This window comes from Streptomyces sp. DG2A-72, from assembly GCF_030499575.1.
Classification (GTDB): Bacteria; Actinomycetota; Actinomycetes; order Streptomycetales; family Streptomycetaceae; genus Streptomyces.
The window spans coordinates 1,847,593-1,869,064 of record NZ_JASTLC010000001.1 but is presented as its reverse complement, the minus strand read 5'-3'; the positions used below and the strand labels follow the sequence as shown (position 1 = coordinate 1,869,064).

17 protein-coding genes and 1 tRNA gene are annotated in these 21,472 nt (G+C 71.7%); 11 read left to right on the top strand and 7 right to left on the bottom strand.

Annotated elements, in window-relative coordinates; genetic code table 11:
* The first annotated feature begins 7 nt into the window (after positions 1-7).
* Both QQY66_RS08990 and QQY66_RS08985 read left to right on the top strand, forming a co-directional pair.
* Positions 8-1,555 (top strand): DUF6519 domain-containing protein, encoded by a 1,548-nt coding sequence (locus QQY66_RS08990; protein WP_301978584.1) that lies wholly within the window; start codon positions 8-10, stop codon positions 1,553-1,555.
* Positions 1,555-2,451: a peptidoglycan-binding protein gene (locus QQY66_RS08985; protein WP_301978582.1), complete on the top strand. Its 897-nt coding sequence runs from the start codon at positions 1,555-1,557 to the stop codon at positions 2,449-2,451. Before QQY66_RS08990 ends, QQY66_RS08985 begins: the two co-directional genes overlap by 1 nt.
* A gap of 121 nt (positions 2,452-2,572) precedes the next feature.
* On the opposite strand, the gene QQY66_RS08980 is transcribed toward QQY66_RS08985, so the two are convergent.
* From QQY66_RS08980 to QQY66_RS08970, 3 genes are all read right to left on the bottom strand, one after another.
* A complete protein-coding gene (locus QQY66_RS08980; RefSeq protein ID WP_301978579.1) occupies positions 2,573-3,943 on the bottom strand; it encodes a M1 family metallopeptidase in 1,371 nt (456 codons plus the stop codon).
* A gap of 68 nt (positions 3,944-4,011) precedes the next feature.
* Positions 4,012-7,878 (bottom strand): Pls/PosA family non-ribosomal peptide synthetase, encoded by a 3,867-nt coding sequence (locus QQY66_RS08975; RefSeq protein WP_301978578.1) that lies wholly within the window; start codon positions 7,876-7,878, stop codon positions 4,012-4,014.
* 294 nt (positions 7,879-8,172) lie between these two features.
* Positions 8,173-8,257 (bottom strand) — tRNA-Leu (locus QQY66_RS08970).
* Positions 8,258-8,442: 185 nt separating this feature from the next.
* On the opposite strand from QQY66_RS08970, the gene QQY66_RS08965 reads away from it, so the two are divergent.
* From QQY66_RS08965 to QQY66_RS08955, 3 genes are all read left to right on the top strand, one after another.
* On the top strand, positions 8,443-9,768 hold the full coding sequence (locus QQY66_RS08965) for a M20/M25/M40 family metallo-hydrolase (RefSeq protein WP_301978577.1): 1,326 nt from the start codon (positions 8,443-8,445) through the stop codon (positions 9,766-9,768).
* Positions 9,769-9,913: 145 nt separating this feature from the next.
* Complete coding sequence (gene chpH, locus QQY66_RS08960; protein ID WP_301978576.1) at positions 9,914-10,147, top strand: chaplin ChpH; 234 nt, start codon at positions 9,914-9,916, stop codon at positions 10,145-10,147.
* A 115-nt stretch (positions 10,148-10,262) separates the two neighbouring features.
* Positions 10,263-11,060, top strand: coding sequence for a chaplin (locus QQY66_RS08955; protein WP_301978575.1), 798 nt, complete (start codon positions 10,263-10,265; stop codon positions 11,058-11,060).
* A 68-nt stretch (positions 11,061-11,128) separates the two neighbouring features.
* Here the strand turns inward: QQY66_RS08955 and QQY66_RS08950 are convergent, their stop codons facing one another.
* Complete coding sequence (locus QQY66_RS08950) at positions 11,129-11,317, bottom strand: DUF5703 family protein (protein ID WP_005485166.1); 189 nt, start codon at positions 11,315-11,317, stop codon at positions 11,129-11,131.
* A 47-nt stretch (positions 11,318-11,364) separates the two neighbouring features.
* Between QQY66_RS08950 and QQY66_RS08945 the strand changes: the two genes are divergently transcribed.
* On the top strand, positions 11,365-12,123 hold the full coding sequence (locus QQY66_RS08945) for a hypothetical protein (protein ID WP_301978574.1): 759 nt from the start codon (positions 11,365-11,367) through the stop codon (positions 12,121-12,123).
* Positions 12,124-12,213: 90 nt separating this feature from the next.
* Here QQY66_RS08945 and QQY66_RS08940 read toward each other — a convergent pair whose 3' ends face one another.
* Positions 12,214-14,835 carry a helix-hairpin-helix domain-containing protein gene (locus tag QQY66_RS08940; protein ID WP_301978573.1) on the bottom strand — a complete coding sequence of 874 codons (2,622 nt, stop codon included), beginning with the start codon at positions 14,833-14,835 and terminating at the stop codon, positions 12,214-12,216.
* Complete coding sequence (locus QQY66_RS08935) at positions 14,832-15,815, bottom strand: aldo/keto reductase (protein WP_301978572.1); 984 nt, start codon at positions 15,813-15,815, stop codon at positions 14,832-14,834. Before QQY66_RS08935 ends, QQY66_RS08940 begins: the two co-directional genes overlap by 4 nt.
* A gap of 119 nt (positions 15,816-15,934) precedes the next feature.
* Between QQY66_RS08935 and QQY66_RS08930 the strand changes: the two genes are divergently transcribed.
* Positions 15,935-16,990, top strand: coding sequence for an LLM class F420-dependent oxidoreductase (locus tag QQY66_RS08930; RefSeq protein ID WP_301978571.1), 1,056 nt, complete (start codon positions 15,935-15,937; stop codon positions 16,988-16,990).
* A 219-nt stretch (positions 16,991-17,209) separates the two neighbouring features.
* Positions 17,210-17,998, top strand: a complete 789-nt coding sequence (locus QQY66_RS08925; RefSeq protein WP_301978570.1) for a ferritin-like domain-containing protein — start codon at positions 17,210-17,212, stop codon at positions 17,996-17,998.
* Positions 17,999-18,014: 16 nt separating this feature from the next.
* Here QQY66_RS08925 and corA read toward each other — a convergent pair whose 3' ends face one another.
* On the bottom strand, positions 18,015-19,013 hold the full coding sequence (corA, locus tag QQY66_RS08920) for a magnesium/cobalt transporter CorA (RefSeq protein ID WP_301978569.1): 999 nt from the start codon (positions 19,011-19,013) through the stop codon (positions 18,015-18,017).
* Positions 19,014-19,222: 209 nt separating this feature from the next.
* On the opposite strand from corA, the gene QQY66_RS08915 reads away from it, so the two are divergent.
* From QQY66_RS08915 to QQY66_RS08905, 3 genes are all read left to right on the top strand, one after another.
* A complete protein-coding gene (locus QQY66_RS08915) occupies positions 19,223-19,909 on the top strand; it encodes a histidine phosphatase family protein (RefSeq protein ID WP_301978568.1) in 687 nt (228 codons plus the stop codon).
* 99 nt (positions 19,910-20,008) lie between these two features.
* Positions 20,009-20,599, top strand: a complete 591-nt coding sequence (locus QQY66_RS08910) for a DUF3090 domain-containing protein (protein ID WP_301978567.1) — start codon at positions 20,009-20,011, stop codon at positions 20,597-20,599.
* The gene (locus QQY66_RS08905; RefSeq protein WP_301978565.1) at positions 20,563-21,384 is read left to right on the top strand and encodes an SCO1664 family protein; all 822 of its coding nucleotides are present in this window, start codon (positions 20,563-20,565) and stop codon (positions 21,382-21,384) included. Before QQY66_RS08910 ends, QQY66_RS08905 begins: the two co-directional genes overlap by 37 nt.
* Positions 21,385-21,472: the final 88 nt, after the last annotated feature.

Genomic DNA, 21,472 nt, shown 5'->3' with positions numbered 1-21,472 from the left:
CCCCTTCATGCACGCTGACCTCTCCCGCTCCACGTTCCGCCCGGAGCGGCACTACTCCGCGGTCATCGCCCAGCAGGGCCGCGTCCAGCTCGACGCCGACGCCAACGAGCAGACCGCGATCCAGCTCCACCGGGCGCGCACCTTCGCCGCCGACCTGATCGGACAGCACGGCGGTCCGCGCGACGCCGCCGGCTTCCGGATCGAGTACGTGGGTGGCAAGCACGACATCGACACCCTGCACATCCACGGCGGCCGCTACTACGTCGACGGCATCCTGCTCGACGCGAACCGCCCGGCGCCCGGCACGCCCGTCCCCGACGAGGACGCCGAGGAGCAGGAGACCGCGCAGCCGCCCGCGTACTGGACGTACTGGGACCAGCCCGACGGCTTCCGTGACCCGGAGAAGCCCGGCGACCGGCTGCCCTCGCCCGCCCAGTCGCCGTTCCTCGTCTATCTCAAGGTGTGGGAGCGCGCGGTCAGCGCCGCCGAGGACCCGGCGCTGCGCGAGATCGCCCTCGGCACGGCGCTGCCGGACACCGCCGCCCGCGTGAAGGTCGTCTGGCAGGTGCTGCCGCTCTCGCTGGCCGCGCTGGAGATCGAAGGCGCGAACCCGCCGAAGGAGGACGTCCGGGCCGCCTTCACCCGCTGGGCACAGAAGCAGTCCACCCCCACCGCCCGGCTCGCCGCCCGCAGCGAACGGCCCGACCACGCCGACGAGGACCCGTGCCTGGTCAAGCCCGACGCCCGCTACCGCGGCCCGGAGAACCAGCTGTACCGGGTGGAGATCCACGAGGGCGGCGAGGCCAAGGACGCCACGTTCAAGTGGTCCCGCGAGAACGGCTCCGTGGTCTTCCCGGTCGACGAACTCGACGGCACCTGGGTGCAGCTGGCGACCCTCGGCCACGACGAGAAGCTGGACCTCGACGTCGGTGACCACGTCGAGCTCACCGACACCGCGTACGCCTCCCGCCTCGAACCCCTGCCGCTGCTGCGCATCGAGGAACTGGACCTGCCGGGCCGCCGGGTGAGGCTGTCCGCCGAGCCGGAGGGGCAGGTCGGGCGGTTGCCTCACCTGGGCCCGTTCCTGCGCCGCTGGGACCACCACGAGGGCCCCAAGCGCAAGGGCCGTACGGCAGCCCTCAAGGGCGGCGCGGTGCGGATCGAGGAGGGGGAGTGGCTGCCCCTGGAGGACGGGGTCGAGGTCTACTTCGCCAAGGGCGCCACGTACACGACCGGTGACCACTGGCTCATCCCCGCCCGCACCGCCACGGGCAGCGTCGAGTGGCCCACCGACCAGGCCCGCCGCCCCCTCCTCAAGGCCCCGGCCGGCATCGTCCGCTCCTACGCCCCGCTCGCACTGGTGAAGGGCGAGGGCGGCACCGTGGACCTGCGGCTCGCGTTCACCGCGCTGGCCAGCAGCATCCCGCCGGCGGACGAGGCGGCCCTGGCGGCCGAGGCCCAGGCCCGCCGGGAGGAACAGACGGCGGAGGATCCCTCAGGCGGTCGGTCGCAGACCACGGCGGATGCCGAGCGCGCGGCGGAAGGAGACGAGTGATGGCCAAGCCACTGAGCGCGTCCAAGATGGTGGAGATCCTGCGTGCGGAGGGCCTGACGGTCCACGAGGTCCGCAACTGGCGCTCCCACAACCGCAACGGCAAGGGCCCCTGGGGTCCGGTCAACGGCGTGATGATCCACCACACCGTCACCTCCGGCACCAACGCCTCCGTCGACATCTGCTACGACGGCTACTCCAGCCTGCCCGGCCCCCTCTGCCACGGCGTCATCGACAAGAAGGGCCACATCCACCTCGTCGGCAACGGCCGCGCCAACCACGCGGGCCTCGGCGACAACGACGTCCTGCGGGCCGTGATCAACGAGACGAAACTGCCCCACGACAACGAAGCCGACACCGACGGCAACCGCCACTTCTACGGCTTCGAGTGCATCAACCTCGGCAACGGCAAGGACCCCTGGCCCGAGGTCCAGAAAGAAGCCATCGAGAAGGTCGCCGCCGCGATCTGCCGCCACCACGGCTGGACCGAGCGCTCCGTCATCGGCCACAAGGAGTGGCAGCCCGGCAAGGTGGACCCACGCGGCTTCACCATGGACGGCATGCGCAAGCGCATCGCCCAACGCCTGGCCGGCAAGGGCGGCGACACCGGCGGGAAGCAACCCGACCCCAAGCCCGCCCCGCCCAAGCCGACCTACGAGCCCTTCCCCGGCAGTGGCTTCTTCCACGTCGGCCAGAAGTCCCCCATCATCACCGCCATGGGCCACCGCCTCGTCGCCGAAGGCTGCGGCCGCTACGAAGTGGGCCCAGGCCCCGAATGGTCCGAGGCCGACCGCCGCTCCTACCAGGCCTGGCAGCAAAAGCTCCGCTTCAAGGGCAAGGACGCGGACGGCATACCGGGCAAGATCAGCTGGGACAAACTGAGGGTCCCGCACAGCTAGACACGCGTGCAGTACCGCGCCCCGAAAGGGGCGCGGGGCTGTGACATTTGCGGCTCCGCCGCGTGGGCGCGACAAGCCACAGCTGACCCGCACCCGCAAAACAACCGTGCGGCCCGAGCTCTCAGGCGCTACCCGGCGGAAAACTGGGCCGCACAGGTACCCGCACATCCTGCTCGGGCAACGGCGGCAACGCCCCCTTCTGCAACCACGCCGTAAACAAGCCATCCAGCGGCTCCGATGTGAACCGCCCCGCATGCGCGGTGAACACCCCCGTGCTGACCGCACCACTACGGTGCAGCCCCACCCACGCACGCAGCATCCGGAAGAAGTCCGCATCACCCATCGCGCAGCGCAACGCATGCACGGTGAGCCCACCCCGCTGATACAGCCGGTCGTCGAACATCAACTTCCGCCCGGGATCGGCCAGCTTCAGATCCTGCGGCTGCCCGGCGAGCAACCGGTGAGCCCCCGCAGCATGCTGTTGCGCCGTGGGCCCACCCGACCGCTCCGACCACAACCACTCGGCATACTTGGCGAACCCCTCGTTCAGCCAGATGTGCCGCCAGTCCGCGATGGACACGCTGTTCCCGAACCACTGATGCGCCAGCTCATGCGCGACCAGCCGCTCCCAACCCCGCGCCCCGTCCACATGGTTGGCGCCGAACAGCGACAACCCCTGCGCCTCGACGGGCACATCGAGCTCCTCCTCCGTCACCACGACCGCGTACTCGTCGAACGGATACGGCCCGAACAGCTCCTGGAACAGCTCCATCATCGCGGGCTGCCGTGCGAAGTCCCGCGAGAACTCCGGCAGCAGATGCGCCGGAATGTGCCCGTGCTGCGGCACGCCGCCCGGCCCCGGGTCGCCGAGCAGCACCGTCTGGTACTTGCCGATGGACAGCCCGACGAGATAGCTCGACGTGGGCGCGGCCTGCTCGTACACCCACGTGGTCGTCGACGCCTTGGTGGTCCGGGTCAGCAGCCGCCCGCCCGCGACCACCGAGTACGCCGACGGCGTCGTGATGGAGATCTGGTACGACGCCTTGTCCGCGGGCCGGTCGTTGCACGGATACCAGGACGGCGCCCCGATCGGCTGGCTCGCCACCAGCGCCCCGTCCTCCAGCTCCTCCCAGCCGATTCCGCCCCAGGGGCTGTTCACCGGCTTGGGATTGCCCGACCAGTGCACCTCCACCGTGAACGCGGCCCCGGCACGGATCGGCTTGGCGGGCCGGATCCGCAGCCGGCCACCGCGATGCGTGTAGTGCGGCTGCCGTCCGTCCACCCGGACCCGGCCGACCTTGAAGTCGGCCAGGTTCAGCTGGAACTCGCCGACCGGCGACCGGCCCGCTATGGCGTTGATCCGGGCCGTGCCGGCCAGCCGGTTCGGCCCCGGGCGGTAGTCCAGCGCGAGTTCGTACCGATGCACCCGGTAACGGGGATCACCGTTGTCGGGGAAGTACGGGTCCGCACCCACGGACTGCTGAACTGCCACTGCTGCGTCTGCTCCTCGCGCTGCGCTCGTACGACGTCCTTCATCCCCCGACGTCGACACAGTCGCGGTCACCGACGCCATGCTTCGATCGGGTTGCCCAGCCAGCGCGTGTCGTCGGGAACGGATTCCGCGGCCATCACCAGTGACGCGGGACCCAGTGTGGTGCGGGCCCCGATCTCGCTGCCCGGCAGGACGATTCCGCCAGGACCCAGCGTCGCGCCCTCACGGAGGACAACAGTATCCGTCCGCAAGATCCGGTCGTGGAAGAGGTGCGTCTGCAGCACACAGCCCCGGTTCACGGTCGCCGCGTCCTCCAGGGTCACCAGATCCGTCTCCGGCAGCCAGTAGCTCTCGACCCACACGCCCTTGCCGATCCGCGCGCCCAGCCCCCGCAGCCACGCCGTCATCACCGGCGTACCCGGCACCGACCCGGCCAGCCACGGCACGGCGACCACCTCGACGAAGGTGTCCGCCAGCTCGTTGCGCCACACGAAGGAGCTCCACAGCGGGTGCTCCCCGCTGCGGTGCCGCCCGACCAGCGCCCACTTGGCGACGATCGACAGCAGACCCGCAAGCCCGCCCGCCCCGAGCAGCACGACACCGCCCAGCAGCCAGGCCCAGCCGCCCAGCGCGCTCAGCGCCGCCACCGTCAGCACGGCCAGCGCCGCCGAGCAGAACACCGGAACGATCCGGCACAGCTCCACCAGCCCGCGCGCCCACAGCAGCCGCGCCGGCGGGTCGTACGTCCGGCTCTGGTCGCCGTCGCTCGCGCTGCGCGGCAGCTTCACCGGCGGCAGCCCCAGATACGACGTGCCCTTCTTCGCCTTCTTCGGCGTCGCCGACAGCACCCCGACCAGACCGCCGTCCGGCACGCTCCGCCCCGGCGCGGTCATCCCCGAGTTGCCGAGGAAGGCCCGCCGCCCGATCTCCGCGCGCCCGACCTTCACCCAGCCACCGCCGAGCTCGTACGGCGCGGTCAGCGTGTCGTCGGCCAGGAAGGCACCCTCACCGACGGTCGTCAGGCTCGGCAGCGCCAGCACGGTCGACACCTCGGCGCCCTTGCCGATCCGCATGCCCAGCAGCCGCAGCCACACCGGCGTGACCAGCCCGGCGTACAGCGGGAACAGCGTCTCCCGGGAGCGGTCCATCAGCTGCGTGACCGTCCACGCCTGCCAGCCGGTCCTGCTGTGCGTCGGATACGTGCCCGCGCGCAGGCCCAGGCTCAGCAGCCGTACGGCGATCAGGATCAGCACGGCGTACGCCAGCCCGAAGGCGAGCGTCGCCGGGACCAGCGCGAGCGCGGCACCCCGCAGGGCCTCGCCGAGCCCGGCGCCGGGCGCCACGAAGACATCCGCGACCAGCAGGGCGGCGACCAGCGAGAGGACGGGCAGCAGCGTCAGCGCGATGCCGGTCATGCCGTACATCGCGCGCCAGAACGCGCCGCGCCGCGGCCGGTCCTTGGGCCAGTTCCGCTTCGCCCTGCCGAGCTTGACCGCGGGCGCGCCCGCCCAGCGCTGACCGGTCGGAATCTGCCCCGCGACCGCCGAACCCGGCGCCACCTCCGCCCGCTTGCCCACGCGGGCACCCGGGAACAGCATGCTGCGCGTGCCGACCACGGCGTGCGCACCCACCTTCACCGGCCCGATCTCCAGCCGGTCACCGTCCAGCCAGTACCCGGACAGATCGACCTCGGACTCCACGGCGGCGCCCCGGCCCAGCTTGAGCATGCCGGTGACCGGCGGCAGCGAGTGCAGATCGACGTCCTGCCCGATCCTGGCGCCCAGCGCACGGCCGTACCGCTCCAGCCAGGAGCCGGTCAGCGAGGTCGCGCCACTGAACTCCGCGAGCCGTTCTGCGGCCCAGAGCCGCAAATGCACGCTGCCGCCGCGCGGATACCGCCCGGCCGTCACGCCGCGCAGCAGCAGCCGCGCCCCGCCCGCGGCGATCGCCAGCCGTCCCGGCGGGCTGAAGAGCAGCAGCGCCCCGGACACGACCAGCCACCAAGGGGCGGTCGGCAGCCAGGAGTACGCGGTCAGCACGTTCCCCAGCGCGGCCAGGGGCACCATCCAGCGCAGCCCCAGCAACGTGAACAGGGGGAGCATGACCAGCAGCTGGATCACCTGGGCCCGCTTCGGCACCGGAGCGATCGTCCGTCGGGCGGTGTCGTCCTGCGCGGACTCCTCCAGGTGCCGGGCCAGCTTGCGCAGCGTCGGCTGCTGGTAGATGTCGAGGACGGCCGCGCTCGGGTAGCGGGTGCGCAGCCGCGTCGTCAGCTGGGCGGCGGCCAGGCTGCTGCCGCCGATCGCGAAGAAGTCGTCGCAGGCGCTGCCCACCGGGATGCCGAGGACTTCCGTCCACTGCTCGGCGAGCCACGCCTCGGTGCCGTAGAGCTGCTCGGCCCTGCCGCCCGTCTCCAGCCCCTCCAGGGGCCAGGGCAGCGCGTTGCGGTCGACCTTGCCGCTCGTCCGCGTCGGCAGGTCCTCGACCGGCGCGAGCAGCGGCACCAGGGCCGCGGGCAGCTCGGCGCGCAGCTTCTCGACGGCGGCCGCGTGGTCCCAGCCGTCCTGCGTGACGACATACCCGACGAGCAGCTGATTGCCGCTGCGGGCGGTGCGTACGGCAGCCGCGGCACCGGCGACACCGGGCAGCGCCTGCAACGCGGCGTCCACCTCGCCCAGCTCGATCCGCCGTCCGCCGAGCTTGATCTGCTCGTCGGCCCGCCCGAGGAAGACCAGCCCCTCGGGCTCCGCCTTGACCAGGTCACCACTGCGGTACGCCCGCTCCCAGCCCAGCGACGGCAGCGGCGCGTACTTCTCCGCGTCCTTCTCGGCGTCCAGGTACCGGGCGAGCCCGACCCCGCCGATCACCAACTGGCCGCTTTCGCCCATCCGCACGGGCTGCCCGGCCTCGTCGACGACGGCCAGTTCCCAGCCGTTCAGCGGCAGCCCGATCCGGATCGGCTCCTCGCCGCTCATCAGCGACGCGCACGCCACGACGGTCGCCTCGGTGGGCCCGTAGGTGTTCCACACCTCGCGCCCCTCGGTCACCAGCCGCTGCACCAGCTCGGGCGGACAGGCCTCACCGCCGAAGATCAGCAGTCGTACGTCGTTGAGGGTCTCCGGCTCCCACAGCGCGGCCAGCGTGGGCACCGTCGACACGACGCTGATGTCCTGCTCCACCAGCCAGGGTCCGAGGTCGGCACCGCTGCGGACCTGCGAGCGGGGGACGGGCACCAGACAGGCGCCGTAGCGCCAGGCCAGCCACATCTCCTCGCAGGACGCGTCGAAGGCGACCGACAGACCCGCCATGACCCTGTCACCCGGGCCGATGGGGTCATCGGTGAGGAACAGCGCGGCCTCGGCGTCCACGAACGCGGCGGCGTTCTCGTGGGTGACGGCGACACCCTTGGGCTTCCCCGTCGACCCGGAGGTGAAGATGATCCAGGCGTCGTGCTCGACACCGGGCCGGCCGGCGGGAACGTCCGCCCTGCTGTGGGCGCTGATGACATGGTCGGCACCGATGACGGCCCGTACGTCGGCCTCGCCGAACACCAACTCGGCCCGCTCGTCCGGGTCCTCGGCGTCCACCGGCACATACGCGGCGCCCGCGGCCAGTACGGCGAGGATCGCGACGTACAGATCGTTGGTCCCGGACGGCACCCGCACGCCCACCCGGTCACCGAGTCCCACACCGGCGTCGGCGAGCCTGCGCCGCAGCGCCGCGACCTCGACGGCCAGCGCACGGTAGGTCAGGCGCCGCGCGCCGTCGTCCAGGGCGAGCTCGTCCGGGTACGACCGGACGGACGCCTCGAAGATGTCGACAAGTGTGCGGGGAGAGGCCGCGGCCCCGCCCGAGAAACGTGCGGTACTACCGAATCGCTCGCGGATCTCTTCATCGAGCAGGCCGAGAGCGCTGCTCTCGTGTATGGCTGCCATCGGGTCCTCGCGTCTCGATCCCGGAAGCCTCCGGGGCGCTGGTGGGCCCGCAGGTTTGCCTGGGGTTGTCCGGCTCCAGCTCCGACAAGCCGGAAATTTTAGTCCGACGTTAGGTTCCGCGTTACCTTGCGGCCACTTGGGTGGGTTGTCCGGGGCGCTGAGGGAGGGGGCGTCGGGGCTGTGACCTCGGTGTCTGCCCGCCCGGCGAGAGATGGCCCACACTTGATCGCGAAGCGTGTCCGGCATCGGTGGCGGACAGCAGAAAACCCCACGTGGAGTGGGGTTTTCAGAGTGTGTCCGAGGGGGGACTTGAACCCCCACGCCCGATAAAGGGCACTAGCACCTCAAGCTAGCGCGTCTGCCATTCCGCCACCCGGACAAGGTGTGTGTCGTGCGGGGGTTCCCCGCGGCGACGAAGGAAACATTACCAGGCTCCGGAGGGTGGCCGATCACCCCCTGTCGCCGCGTGAACGGCGTGTGACGGGACGGGCGGGGTCTTGGGGCGGACCGGCGGGGGAGGGAGGATGAGGGGGACCACCAGCAGTGACAGTGGGAGGAAGCAGCGTGAGCGGGACGGACACGGCCAGCAGCGTCACCGGCGAGGACGAGGTCGTGGACCTCTGCCGCGAGCTCATCCAGATCGACACCAGCAACTACGGCGACCACTCGGGTCCCGGCGAGCGCAAGGCGGCCGAGTACGTCGCCGAGAAGCTCGCCGAGGTGGGGCTCGAACCGCAGATCTTCGAATCCCACCCGGGACGCGCGTCCACGGTGGCCCGGATCGAGGGCGAGGACCCCTCCCGGCCCGCGCTGCTGATCCACGGACACACCGACGTCGTACCGGCCAACGCCCAGGACTGGACCCACCACCCCTTCTCCGGCGAGATCGCGGACGGGTGCGTGTGGGGCCGCGGTGCCGTCGACATGAAGGACATGGACGCGATGACCCTCGCGGTCGTCCGCGACCGGCTGCGCAGCGGACGCAAGCCCCCGCGCGACATCGTCCTCGCCTTCCTCGCGGACGAGGAGGCGGGCGGGACGTACGGCGCCAAGCACCTGGTCAAGAAGCACCCGGACCTCTTCGAGGGCGTCACCGAGGCGATCGGTGAGGTCGGGGGGTTCTCCTTCACCGTCAACGAGAAGCTGCGGCTGTATCTCGTGGAGACCGCCCAGAAGGGCATGCACTGGATGCGGCTCACCGTGGACGGCACGGCCGGTCACGGCTCGATGACGAACAACGACAACGCCATCACCGAGCTGTGCGAGGCAGTCGGGCGGCTCGGGCGGCACACGTGGCCGGTACGGGTCACCAAGACCGTACGGTCCTTCCTCGACGAGCTGTCCGACGCGCTCGGTACCGAGCTCGACCCCGAGGACATGGACGAGACGCTGGCCAAGCTCGGCGGCATCGCCAAGATGGTCGGTGCGACGCTGCGGAACTCGGCGGCGCCCACCATGCTCGGCGCCGGCTACAAGGTCAACGTCATCCCCGGCCAGGCGACCGCGCACGTCGACGGGCGCTTCCTGCCCGGGTACGAGGAGGAGTTCCTCGCCGACCTCGACCGGATCCTCGGCCCGCGGGTGAAGCGGGAGGACGTGCACGGCGACAAGGCGCTGGAGACCGACTTCGACGGCAAGCTCGTCGACGCCATGCAGAGCGCCCTGAGCGCCGAGGACCCGATCGCCCGGGCCGTCCCCTACATGCTCTCCGGCGGTACCGACGCCAAGTCCTTCGACGACCTCGGCATCCGCTGCTTCGGCTTCGCGCCGCTGCAACTGCCGCCGGAGCTGGACTTCGCGGGCATGTTCCACGGTGTCGACGAGCGGGTGCCGGTGGAGGGGCTGAAGTTCGGGGCGCGGGTGCTCGACCGCTTCATCGACGCGTCATGACGTGTTGACGCCGGTATTCGCCCGCACGTACGGAGATCGCCCAGGAAGGGTGAATGCGACCATAAGCTCGTAGCTCCATTAGTTCCTCCTCGTTACAGCTGATGTGATCCGCGACTTTGGATCGCATTGCCAACAAGGAGGAATAATGATCAAGAAGGTCGTCGCCGCTGCTGCCGCCACTGGCGGTCTGGTTCTCGCGGGTGCGGGCCTTGCCGTTGCCGACTCGGGTGCCCAGGGTGCTGCGGTGCACTCCCCCGGCATCGCTTCGGGCAACGTCGTCCAGGCGCCGGTTCACGTCCCGGTGAACGTCTGCGGCAACACGATCTCGGTCGTCGGGCTGCTGAACCCCGCCTTCGGCAACTACTGCGTCAACAAGTGACGCTGCCTCTCTGAGGTTCTCGTCCACACCGCCGGTCCCGGAGCGCATGTCAAGCGCTCCGGGACCGTCCGGTCTTTCCGCGTCGGTAACGCAGGGACAAGGCAGGTAAGCAGCAATGAGACAGGTCACCCGCAAAGGCCTGATGACCGTGGCGGCCGCCACCGGCGTGATCGCCGCCGCCGGCGGCCACGCGCACGCCGACTCGGGCGCGAACGGCTCGAGTTCGCACTCGCCCGGCGTGCTGTCGGGCAACACGGTGCAGGCGCCGGTGGACGTACCGGTCAACGTCTGCGGCAACACGGTCAACGTCGTCGGGATCCTCAACCCGGCGATGGGCAACAAGTGCGTCAACCAGGGCGGGTACAGCGGTCACGGCGGCTCCGGCGACTCGCGGGCCGACGGCCAGGCCAAGGACTCCCCGGGCATCGGCTCGGGCAACCACGTCCAGGCGCCGGTCCACGTCCCGGTGAACGTCTGCGGCAACAGCGTCGACATCATCGGCATCGGCAGCGGCACCAAGGGCAACGACTGCGCGAACAACGGCGGTTCCGGCGGCGGGCAGCCGAGCACACCTCCCGGCGGGGGCGACCACGAGACGCCGCCGCCCGGGAATCCGGACGAGCCGGGCAACCCCGGGCAGCCCGGCGACCCTGGACATCCGGGCGATCCCGGCCGGCCCGGCAACCCCGTGGAGCCCGGTACGCCCCCGGGCGTGGACGACGGGACGCCGGACGGCGGCCACGGCTCCTCGCGGGGCAACCAGCCCGGCGCCCAGTCGATCCCCCAGCCGCAGGGCAGCGCCCAGCTCGCCCACACCGGCGGTGACCTTCCCCTCGGTGTCGTCCTCCCCGTCGGCGCGGGAGCACTGCTGGCGGGCACGGTCCTCTACCGCAGGGCACGCGCCTCGGCATAGCGACACCGCACAGAAACGGAGCGGGCCCCGCCGTGGCGGGGCCCGCTCCGTTTTTCTCCTGCCTCAGCTCACCACGTGGCGCGCACCTGGCGGATGATCCGTCGGCGCAACCGCACCCTGCGGCTCCCGTCCCGCAGCAGACTCAGGCGGTCCAACTCCCAGTGTCCGTACTCGGCATGGTCCGTCAGCAGGCGTGTGGCGTCCTTGCGAGAGACCCCGCGCGGCACGTACACGTCGACAAATTCGTATTCCGGCATCGCATCTATTGTGCGGGCAGAGCCCCAGTACGGATAGCGTCTGCCCTATGTCTGATGCTGCTCAGCCCACCGCTGCCGAGGTACGCGCCGCCGCCGAGGCGGTCAAGACCGCGCTCGACCGCCACCTGGCCGCGGTCGAACGCCGGTCGGGGGAGGACGACCCGACCGTCTACGAGGCGTTCAACCAGCTCGCCGGGGCCGCCGAGGCGTACGACGAGCTGCTCTACGACCGCTACGACGAGGTCACACCCTTCGAGATCCCCGGTGCCGAAGACGCGCTGCCGCCGTACGCGGGGCCCGAGGAGCCGAACGCGCTGAGCGTGCTGATCCGCCGCGACTACGCCGTGGTGGAACCGCAGCGGCTGCTGGCGCAGGCCCAGCGGGTCGAGGCGGCGGACGACCAGGGGAGGGACGGGGCGGGGGCCTCCGGCACCGTGCACGGGGCACTGGGCCTCCTGTTCGGCGAGTTCGAACCGGACGAGATCGCCTCACGGCACAAGGAGTTCGGCCTGGAGGAGGGCGACTCCACGCTCTGGGTGACCGCGGCGGACGACCCCGCCGATCCCGGCGAGTGGCTGGAGGCACCGTTCGAGGCGATCGACCCGCAGCAGGTGGTCTGCCGGTTCGATGTCAGTGCCGTCTTCGACGACGAGATCGAGGACGACGTGGACGACGATCTCGAGGACGAACTCGACCCGGACGAGGACGAAGAAGAGCCCGAGGACGAGGCGGACGACGAGGTGGACGACGAGGCCGAGGACGAGGTGGAGGAAGAGGACCTGGAGCGGCTGGACGCGGACCGCTGACGGGCTGAACACCGTCCGGTACGACGGCGGTGGTCACGGAGGTTACGGCCTCCGAAGCCACCGCCGTCGTCCGTGTCGGTCGTCCCCGCGTCAGCCCGCCGCCGGGATCTGCGGGGCCAGCAGGACGGACAGGCGGGTCGTCCTGGGCTTGGGCGGGACCTCGGCCACCGCACGCGGGAGCGCCTGCTCGACGCCGTGGACCACCGACAGATGGCGCTCCGCCCGGCCGAAGGCGGTGTAGACCCAGGGCCGGCTGAGGGCCTGCGCGGCGTCGCCGGGCAGCACCACGACCACCGCGGGCCACCGGGCACCCACCGCCTGGTGCGCGGTCAGCGCCCACCCGTGCCGCACGGACTGCTCCACCCGCTCCTTCGGTACGACGACCGGGGCGCCCGCACACGACAGGTGCAGCCCGTCGGCGTCGGCCTTCACCACCTGGCCCGGCAGCGTACGGCCCGGCGCGGGGGAGTAGGCGATCCGGTCGCCGGGGTCGAAGCCGCCGAACCGGCCGGGGCCGGGGTTCAGCCGCTCCTTCAGCGCCGTGTTCAGCGCGCGCGTACCGGCCGCGCCGCCGTGGCCCGGCGTGATGACCACGGTCTGCTCGGCCGGTACGCCGATCGCCCGCGGCACCGAGTCCGCGACGAGCTGCACGGTCCGGTGCACGGCCTCGCCCGCGTCCCGCACCGGCACGATCACCAGCTCCTTGCCGGGGGAGTCCACCTGGTTCAGCTCGCCGATGCCGATCCCGGAGACCAGCTCGCCCAGCGGACCGGGGTCGGGCTGCCGGGAGGCGATCTGCGGGCAGACCCGCGCCGCCAGCAGATCCGCGAACACCCGCCCCGGACCCGCCGACCACAGCACCCCCGGATCCCCGGCCAGCAGCAGCCGCGCCCCGTCCGGCAACGACTCCGAGAGCAGCGCCGCCGTCTCCACGTCCAGCTGCGGAGCGTCCAGCACCACGAGGAGGTCGAGGTCGAGAGCACCGTCCGCGTCCCGGCCGGGGCCCTCGGCACCGGAGAGGAGGCCGGACACGGTGGTGACCCGGGAGCCGTCCGGCTCGCTCAGCAGCGCCGCGAACCGCGTACGGCCCAGCGGGCTGTGGGTGGCGGCCCAGGCGCGGAGGCCGAGTTCGGAGGCCGTGCGCAACAGTGCCGCCGGTTCTGTCAAGGACGCCTCGCCGCCCGTGTGCAGCACGAGACCGTGGGACGCGACCGCGCGGATCAACTCGACCGCGGAGCCCGCCGCCCACGCGGCCCGCTCCCACTCGTCGGCCGAACCGTCCTGCTTGGGCACCGAGTTGATCAGCCGGGCCAGTCCGTCGGCGAGGCTCTCCTCGGCGAGGGCGTACCGCTCCAGGCCGACCAGGACCCGGACCGGCCGCTCCTCGTCGCCCTCGTCGGCCGCGCCGCCGCCCTTGTCGTCCAACGCGTCCTGGAAGGCCAGGGCCTCGCCCTCCGCGAGGGCGTTCTGTACGGCGGTGTCCGCGTCCGGCACGCCCCGCTGGGTCAGTGCGGCGGTGAGCGCCGGCAGCTCCAGGGCGGTGTGCCCCGCCAGGGCGGCCTGCTCCAGGAGCCAGACGGTGACCGCACGGCCGCGCCGCTCGTCGTCCGGGCCGGACTCGCCGCCGAGCAGCGCCCGCGCGAACCCGTCCGCCTGCTCGGTGCGCACCCCGGTGACCCGCAGCAACTGCCAGGGGTCCGCCCGCAGCAGGTCGCCCGCGCTCTCGCCGAGGGCTGCGGCGACGTGCGGGGCGAGCGTCTCCGGGGCACCGCCGCCGGCCAGCACACCGCGCACGGCGTCGACGGCCTCGGGCGCGGGGGCCGTGGCCGTGACCGCGTCGGCCGTCTGGACCGCCTCGGTCTGCGGGCGGCGCACCGGCTCGGGGGCGGGGCGGCGGGGCGTCGGCTCCGGCTCGCTGAACACGGTGGCCGCGGGCTTCTCACCGCTCTCCACGGCACGCACGGCCGCGAGCAGGTCGGCGGCCGTTCCGCTGAGCTTCGCCCCGGCCGTGATGGGCGCCGCCTTCTCGGCCTTCCGGCGCTCGATCCGCTCCCGCTCGATCCGCTGAGCGGCAAGCTCGGCCTCAGCCTCGGACAACTTGGCGGCGGCAGCGGCTTCATCGGCCGGGCTCTGGGTCCCGCCTGCGTCGGCTGAGGCCTCGCTCGGGGCTCCCCCCGTGTCGGCTGCGCCCTGGTTCTGGGTCTCGCCTGCGTCGGCTGCGCCCTGGTTCTGGGTCTCGCCTGCGTCGGCTGCGCCCTGGTTCTGGGTCTCGCCTGCGTCGGCTGCGCCCTGGTTCTGGGTCTCGCCTGCGTCGGCTGCGCCCTGGTTCTGGGTCTCGCCTGCGTCGGCTGCGCCCTGGCTCTGCGTCTCACCCGTGTCGGCTGCGCCTTGGTCGGCGTCCGTGTCGGCCCCGGTCTTGTCTGCGCCGTCCCGGGCCGACTTGCCCCCGGCGTCTGCGCCGTCCCGGGCCGACTCGTCCCCGGCGTCTGCGCCGTCCCGGGCCGACTTGCCCCCGGCGTCTGCGCCGTCCCGGGCCGACTTGCCCCCGGCGTCTGCGCCGTCCCGGGCCGACTTGCCCCCGGCTTCTCCGCCGTCCCGGGCCGGCTCGCCCTCCGTGGTCCCCGTCTCCCGGGTGTCGCCCTCCGGCGCGGCGCCCGGGGTCCCCGGCTCGGCGTGCGCAGCGTCCTCGGTGGGCTCGGGCTCCGTGCTCACAGCATGCTCCAGTCGTGATCGGGATAGCGGTGCACGGGCGCTGACACATCGTCGAGCGCCCGGCAGATCTCGTCTGGAAGACTAAGGGCCTCCACTGACAATGCCGCCGTGAGCTGCTGCGCGTTGCGCGCGCCGACGATGGGCGCGGCCACCCCGGGCCGGTCGCGGACCCAGGCGAGGGCCACCTGGAGCGGGGTCACCGCGAGCCCGTCCGCCGCCGTCGCCACGGCGTCCACGATCCGGCCGGCGGTGTCGTCGAGGTACGGCGCGACGAACGGCGCCAGATGCTCGGACGCGCCCCGCGAGTCGGGCGGCGTCGCGTTGCGGTACTTGCCGGTCAGGACTCCGCGGCCGAGCGGGGAGGAGGGCAGCAGGCCGATGCCGAGGTCGAGGGCGGCGGGCAGCACCTCGCGTTCGACGCCGCGCTGGAGCAGCGAGTACTCCAGCTGCGTGCCGGCCAGCCGGGTCCGTGTCCCCGGCGCCGTCAGCTGCCAGGTGGCCGCCTTGGCGAGCTGCCAGCCGCAGAAGTTGGAGACGCCCGCATAGCGCGCCCGGCCGCTGCTGACCGCCATGTCGAGGGCCTGCAAGGTCTCTTCCAGCGGGGTGAACGGGTCGTAGGCGTGGATGTGCCACAGGTCGACGTAGTCCGTGCCGAGCCGGGCCAGCGAGGCGTCCAGCGCGGCGAGCAGATGGCCGCGAGAGCCGTCGACGCGGACGTCCGGATCGGGCACGCTGCCCGCCTTCGTGGAGATGACCAGATCCCGGCGCGGGACCAGGCCTTCTATGAGTCGTCCGAGCAGATACTCGGCCTCCCCGTCGCCGTACACGTCGGCCGTGTCGATGAGCGTCCCGCCCGCTTCCCAGAACGTCTTCAAGAGGTCCGCGGCGTCGTGCTCGTCGGTGTCCCTGCCCCAGGTGAGGGTGCCGAGCCCGATGCGGGACACGCGCAGGCCGGTGCGGCCGAGATGCCTCTGCTCCATGGACGCCGAGATTACTGGCCACGACCTGTGAAGTGGGGGCCTGTGGATGACCAGTTTCCCCACCCCCACGCTAAGGTCTCCGGACAAGGGACGTTACTGATCGGTAAGGGGAATCCGCCATGCAGCTCGGGATCAACCTCGGCTACTGGGGCGCCGGAATGGACGCGGACAATCTCGCCGTGGCGAAGGAGGCCGACCGGCTCGGGTATGCCGTCTGCTGGGCCGCCGAGGCGTACGGCTCGGACGCGGCCACCGTGCTGACCTGGGTCGCCGCCCAGACCGAGCGCATCGACGTGGGCTCGGCCATCTTCCAGATCCCGGCCCGGCAGCCGGCGATGACCGCCATGACCGCCGCCACGCTCGACTCGCTCTCCGGCGGCCGCTTCCGGCTCGGCCTCGGCGTCTCCGGGCCGCAGGTCTCCGAGGGCTGGTACGGCGTCAAGTTCGACAAGCCGCTCTCCCGGACCCGCGAGTACGTGGAGATCGTACGGAAGGCGATGACGCGGGAGCGGCTGTCGTACGACGGCGAGCACTGGACGCTGCCGCTGCCCGGCGGACCCGGCAAGCCGATCAAGCTGACCGTGCACCCGGAGCGCGAGCACATCCCGCTGTACATCGCCGCGATCGGCCCCAAGAACCTGGAGCAGACCGGCGAGATCGCCGACGGGGCGCTGCTCATCTTCCCCTCCGCCGACCACCTCGAGGACACCGCGATCACATATCTGCGGGCCGGGCGCGAGAAGGCCGGGAAGACCATGGACGGGTTCGACGTCTGCCCGACGCTGCCGCTCGCGGTCGGTGCCGACAAGGACGTGACCGCGCTGGCCGACGCCTTCCGCCCGTACACCGCGCTGTACGTCGGTGGCATGGGCAGCGCCAAGCAGAACTTCTACAACCAGCTCGCCCGGCGCATGGGCTACGAGCAGGCCGCCGCCGAGATCCAGGAGAAGTACCTCTCCGGCGACAAGCAGGGCGCCGCGGCCGCCGTACCGCACGAGCTGATCGACCGGACCACGCTGCTCGGCTCCGTCGATCGCATCGCGGACCGGATGAAGGCCTACGCCGCCGCCGGGGTCACCACCCTGTCCCTCAACCCGGCGGGCTTCACGCTGGACGAGCGGCTCGCCTCGCTGCGGGCCGGCACCGAGGCCCTGGAACGGGCCGGGCTGGCGTAACGGCGTACCACGGAGGGAAGTTCTACGGCCGTGGTGGGGGCTCGGGGGTCTTCCCCGCCACGGCCGTCACGCAGCACAACGCGCCGGAGCGCGCGCGGTTACGCCCTCGGCGGAGCCCGGGGTCATTCTTTTGGCGGAGTTGTCCGACACAGCTGTTGCAGCGTCCCTCGCAGCGCATTTGACTCGTTCTTTGCGGAATCCTGCAGAGAGGTGCGCACGATGCTTTCGGCCAAGAGTCTGTTCCAGGAGATCCTCGACAACGACGAGTCCTTCCGCCTGTTCTGCTCCATCGCCGCCAGCGGGGAGTCACAGGGCGGCTGGGAGAACGCCCGTATCGCCGCGCTCGTTCCGGACAGCGAGCGCGCACTCGCCCCCAAGATCACCCGGCATGGCGCGGACGAGGACAAGCACGGGCGGATCTTCAACGCCCTGATGAAGAAGCGCGGCCTCGGTCCCGTCCCCGTACCGCCCGAGACCGACTACACCATGCTCCTAGAGAAGAACGGCATCGGCCTCGCGCACGACAAGCTCAAGCGCGACGAGCCGCTCACCGTCCAGGACATCGTCACCTATCTCTCGCACAGCCGGGTCACCGAGCAGCGCGCCTCCGAGGAGATGGAGCTGCTCCGCAAGCACTTCGCCGACCACCCCGACCTCGGCCGGGCGGTGAAGATGATCTCCAATGACGAGGACAACCATCTCGCCTACTGCCACGAGGAACTGCTGCGCTTCGCCCACGCCGGGCACGGCCGGGCCATCCAGCGGACGCTGCGGGAGTGCGCGCTCGCCGAGATCCGGATCTATCGGGATGTCAGCCTCGCCGTCATGTCCCACATGGGGCGCATCCTCGGCTGGCCGAAGCCGAAGGCCGCGCTGCTCGCGGCGGGCATCCACGCGATGTACGCCTACGAGCGGATCGCGGGCTGGCGCCGCATGGTCAGCCTGAAGATGCCGGAACGCCGCGACGCCCTCGGCGGACCGGCCACCTCGGCCCCCGAGTTCGCCTGAAGCCCGGGAAAAGCGCTTACAACCAGCCCCGGCTCTTGAACAGCCGGTACAGCGAGACCTCCAGGGCGGCCATGGCCAGGATCAGCGCCGGATACGACCACACCCAGCGCAGCTCCGGCATGTGGTCGAAGTTCATGCCGTAGACCCCCGCGATCATCGTGGGGACCGCGGCCATGGCCGCCCACGCGGAGATCTTCCGCATGTCGTCGTTCTGCCGGACGCTCATCTGGGCCAGATGCGCCGACAGGATGTCCGACACCAGCCGGTCCAGGCCCTCGACCGACTCGTTCACGCGCATCAGATGGTCGTTGATGTCGCGGAAGAACGGCTGCGCCTTCTCCGGCACGAAGGGCACCCGCAGACCGAACAGGCCGGTGCCCGCGAGCCGGTCCAGCGGCTGGGCCAGCGGACCGGTGGCCCGGCGGAACTCCAGGATCTGCCGCTTGAAGTTGTAGATGCGGGACGCGGTGTGCCGGGTGCCGCCGCCGGTCGGCGAGAACACCTCCGCCTCCAGCTCCTCCAGGTCGGTGCTCAGCTCGCCCGCCACGTCCACGTAGTGGTCGACGATCGCGTCCGAGATCGCGTACAGCACCCCCGTGGGGCCGTACCGCAGCATCTCGGGCTCCGCCTCCAGCCGCTTCCGAACCGCCGTGAGCGGGGCCTCCTCGCCGTGCCGCACGGTCACCACGAACGAGTCGCCGATGAAGATCATGACCTCGCCGGAGGTGACGTTGTCGCTCTTGGGCTCGTACGCGACCGGTTTGAGGACCATGAACAGCGAGTCGTCGTACACCTCGAGCTTGGGGCGCTGGTGGGCGGTCAGGGCGTCCTCGACGGCCAGCGGGTGCAGTCCGAACTCCTCCGCCACCTGGTCGAACTCGCGCTCCGTCGGCTCGTACAGCCCGATCCACACGAACGCGTCCCCGCCCACCCGGCACTGCGCCAGGGCGTCGGAGAAGTCCCGCGGCCCCTCCGTGCGCATCCCGTCCCGGTAGACGGCGCAGTCGACGATCACGGAGCGTATTCTCCCGCCTCACGCCCCGGAACGCGCGCTGACTTTTTCGCCTCCGGGCCGCCCAAGCCGGTGTCGAGAGCCCGACCGTGCTCGACCCTCCGGGCCTCCGCGCTCCCCCACTCTCGGCTTCGCTCGAGCGGGGGGACCCCCATGGGCTCTCGACACCGGCGCGGCCCTTCGGCGGGTGATGGACGCTTACGCTTGGCCGCATGCCCACGCTGATCCTCGTCCGGCACGGACGATCCACCGCCAATACCGAGGGACTGCTCGCCGGGTGGACGCCCGGGGTCGCCCTCGACGAACGTGGCGCCGCGCAGGCCGCGGCGCTGCCCGGGAGGCTCACCGCGCTGCCGATCTCCGAGGTCGTCACCAGCCCGCTGCAGCGCTGCCAGGAGACGATACGGCCGCTGCTGGACGCCCGGCCGGAACTGACCGCGCACACCGACGAGCGGATCGGGGAGTGCCACTACGGCGACTGGTCCGGGCGCAAGCTCGCCGAGTTGATGGACGAGCCGCTGATGGAGGTCGTGCAGGCGCATCCGTCGGCGGCGCGGTTCCCCGGCGGTGAGTCGATGCGGGCGATGGCGACCCGTGCCGCCGAGGCGGTGCGCGAGTGGAACGCGCGCGTGGAGCGCGACCACGGCGCCGACGCCGTCTATGTCATGTGCTCGCACGGCGACATCATCAAGTCCCTCGTGGCGGACGCGCTCGGACTCCATCTCGACCTCTTCCAGCGGATCTCCGTAGAGCCGTGTTCCATCACCGCGATCCGTTACACCCGTCTCAGGCCGTTTCTCGTTCGCCTCGGTGACACCGGGGATTTCGCCTCCCTTGCGCCGCGCGCGGAACCCCCGTCAGGAGACGCCCGGGTCGGGGGCGATGCGGGCGCACCGTGATCGTCAACCGCAGTAGGGTGAAGCGGTCGAGGCGGCCCTGACTGAAGTTCCGGTGGCCGCAGCGGCCGGTCCCGATGTCGATTCCAATGGAGACAGGACGTGTCCCGTCAGGTGTTCCTCTACGATCCGCCGGACCGCTTCGTGGCCGGCACGGTCGGACTGCCCGGGCGCCGTACGTTCTTCCTCCAGGCCATCGCAGGATCCCGGGTGACCAGCGTGGCTCTGGAGAAGACCCAGGTCGCCGCGCTCGCCGAACGCATGGACGAACTGCTCGACGAGGTGGTACGACGCAGTGGCGGCAGCGCCGCCGTCCCTGCCGTGGCACCCACCGAGGTCGCCGACACGGCCCCGCTGGAAGCCCCCATCGAGGAGGAGTTCCGCGTCGGCACCATGGCCCTCGCCTGGGACGGCGAGGAACAGCGCATGATCGTCGAGGCGCAGGCCCTCGTGGAGCTGGACGCCGACTCCGAGGAGGACCTCGCCGAGGCCGAGGAGCGGCTGCTCCAGGACGAGGAGAACGGGCCCCCGATGCTGCGGGTCCGGCTCACCGGCGCCCAGGCCCGCGCTTTCGCCAAACGCGCCCTGGACGTCGTCAACGCCGGGCGGCCGCCGTGCCCGCTGTGCAGCCTCCCGCTCGACCCGGAAGGACACGTATGTCCGCGCCAGAACGGATACCGCCGCGGAGCGTGACCACGGCCCAGCTGCTCACCCGAGGTGAGCTCACGGTCCGCGGGCAGATCCGGGACGCCTCGAACGCGGTGCTGTACTGCTCCGTCTCCCACGAGGGGGAAGAGGCCCTCTGCGTCTACAAGCCCGTCCGCGGCGAGCGCCCCCTCTGGGACTTCCCCGACGGCAACCTCGCCCGGCGCGAGGTCGCCGCGTACGAGGTCTCCGAGACCACCGGATGGGGCCTGGTGCCCACCACCGTGCTGCGCGACGGGCCGTACGGCGAGGGCATGGTCCAGCTGTGGATCGAGGCGCAGCCGGAGGAGAGTGAACTGCTCGCCCTCGTCGACGGCCAGGAGCCGGAGGAGGGCTGGAAGGCGATCGGCTTCGCCGAGGTCGGCGACGGAAAGACGGCGCTGCTCGTGCACGCCGACGACGCACGGCTGCGCCGCCTCGCCGTCCTCGACGCCGTGATCAACAACGCGGACCGCAAGGGCGGCCATCTGCTGCCGGCCTCCGACGGCCGGCTGTACGGCATCGATCACGGCGTGACCTTCAACACCGAGAACAAGCTGCGCACGCTGCTGTGGGGGTGGGCGGGCGAGCCGCTCACGGGTGAGGCCGTCGACGTCCTCAAGGGCCTCAAGGACGCCTTGGGGGACGGCGGAGCCCTGGCGGAGCGCCTGGCCGGGCTGATCACCGGCGCCGAACTCGACGCCACGCGCGCGCGTGTCGACGCGCTGCTCACCGCGGGGGTCCATCCGGCGCCGAGCGGCGAGTGGCCTGCCATTCCGTGGCCGCCGGTGTAGGGAACAACCGGCACGGCCGGCGACGTTCCGCAAGAGTGCGCCACCGGCCATCCGGCCTGGTCCGGTTCGAATACGGAACTCCCGTCCG

Excerpts from the sequence above, each read along its gene's own strand:
- QQY66_RS08990 (WP_301978584.1), top strand. The coding sequence starts at position 8 with ATGCACGCTGACCTCTCCCGCTCCACGTTCCGCCCGGAGCGGCACTAC.
- QQY66_RS08905 (WP_301978565.1), top strand. The coding sequence starts at position 20,563 with ATGTCCGCGCCAGAACGGATACCGCCGCGGAGCGTGACCACGGCCCAG.
- QQY66_RS08950 (WP_005485166.1), bottom strand. The coding sequence starts at position 11,317 with ATGCCGGAATACGAATTTGTCGACGTGTACGTGCCGCGCGGGGTCTCT.
- QQY66_RS08925 (WP_301978570.1), top strand. The coding sequence starts at position 17,210 with ATGCTTTCGGCCAAGAGTCTGTTCCAGGAGATCCTCGACAACGACGAG.
- QQY66_RS08935 (WP_301978572.1), bottom strand. The coding sequence starts at position 15,815 with ATGGAGCAGAGGCATCTCGGCCGCACCGGCCTGCGCGTGTCCCGCATC.
- chpH (WP_301978576.1), top strand. The coding sequence starts at position 9,914 with ATGATCAAGAAGGTCGTCGCCGCTGCTGCCGCCACTGGCGGTCTGGTT.
- QQY66_RS08915 (WP_301978568.1), top strand. The coding sequence starts at position 19,223 with ATGCCCACGCTGATCCTCGTCCGGCACGGACGATCCACCGCCAATACC.
- QQY66_RS08955 (WP_301978575.1), top strand. The coding sequence starts at position 10,263 with ATGAGACAGGTCACCCGCAAAGGCCTGATGACCGTGGCGGCCGCCACC.
- QQY66_RS08975 (WP_301978578.1), bottom strand. The coding sequence starts at position 7,878 with ATGGCAGCCATACACGAGAGCAGCGCTCTCGGCCTGCTCGATGAAGAG.
- QQY66_RS08945 (WP_301978574.1), top strand. The coding sequence starts at position 11,365 with ATGTCTGATGCTGCTCAGCCCACCGCTGCCGAGGTACGCGCCGCCGCC.
- QQY66_RS08930 (WP_301978571.1), top strand. The coding sequence starts at position 15,935 with ATGCAGCTCGGGATCAACCTCGGCTACTGGGGCGCCGGAATGGACGCG.
- QQY66_RS08985 (WP_301978582.1), top strand. The coding sequence starts at position 1,555 with ATGGCCAAGCCACTGAGCGCGTCCAAGATGGTGGAGATCCTGCGTGCG.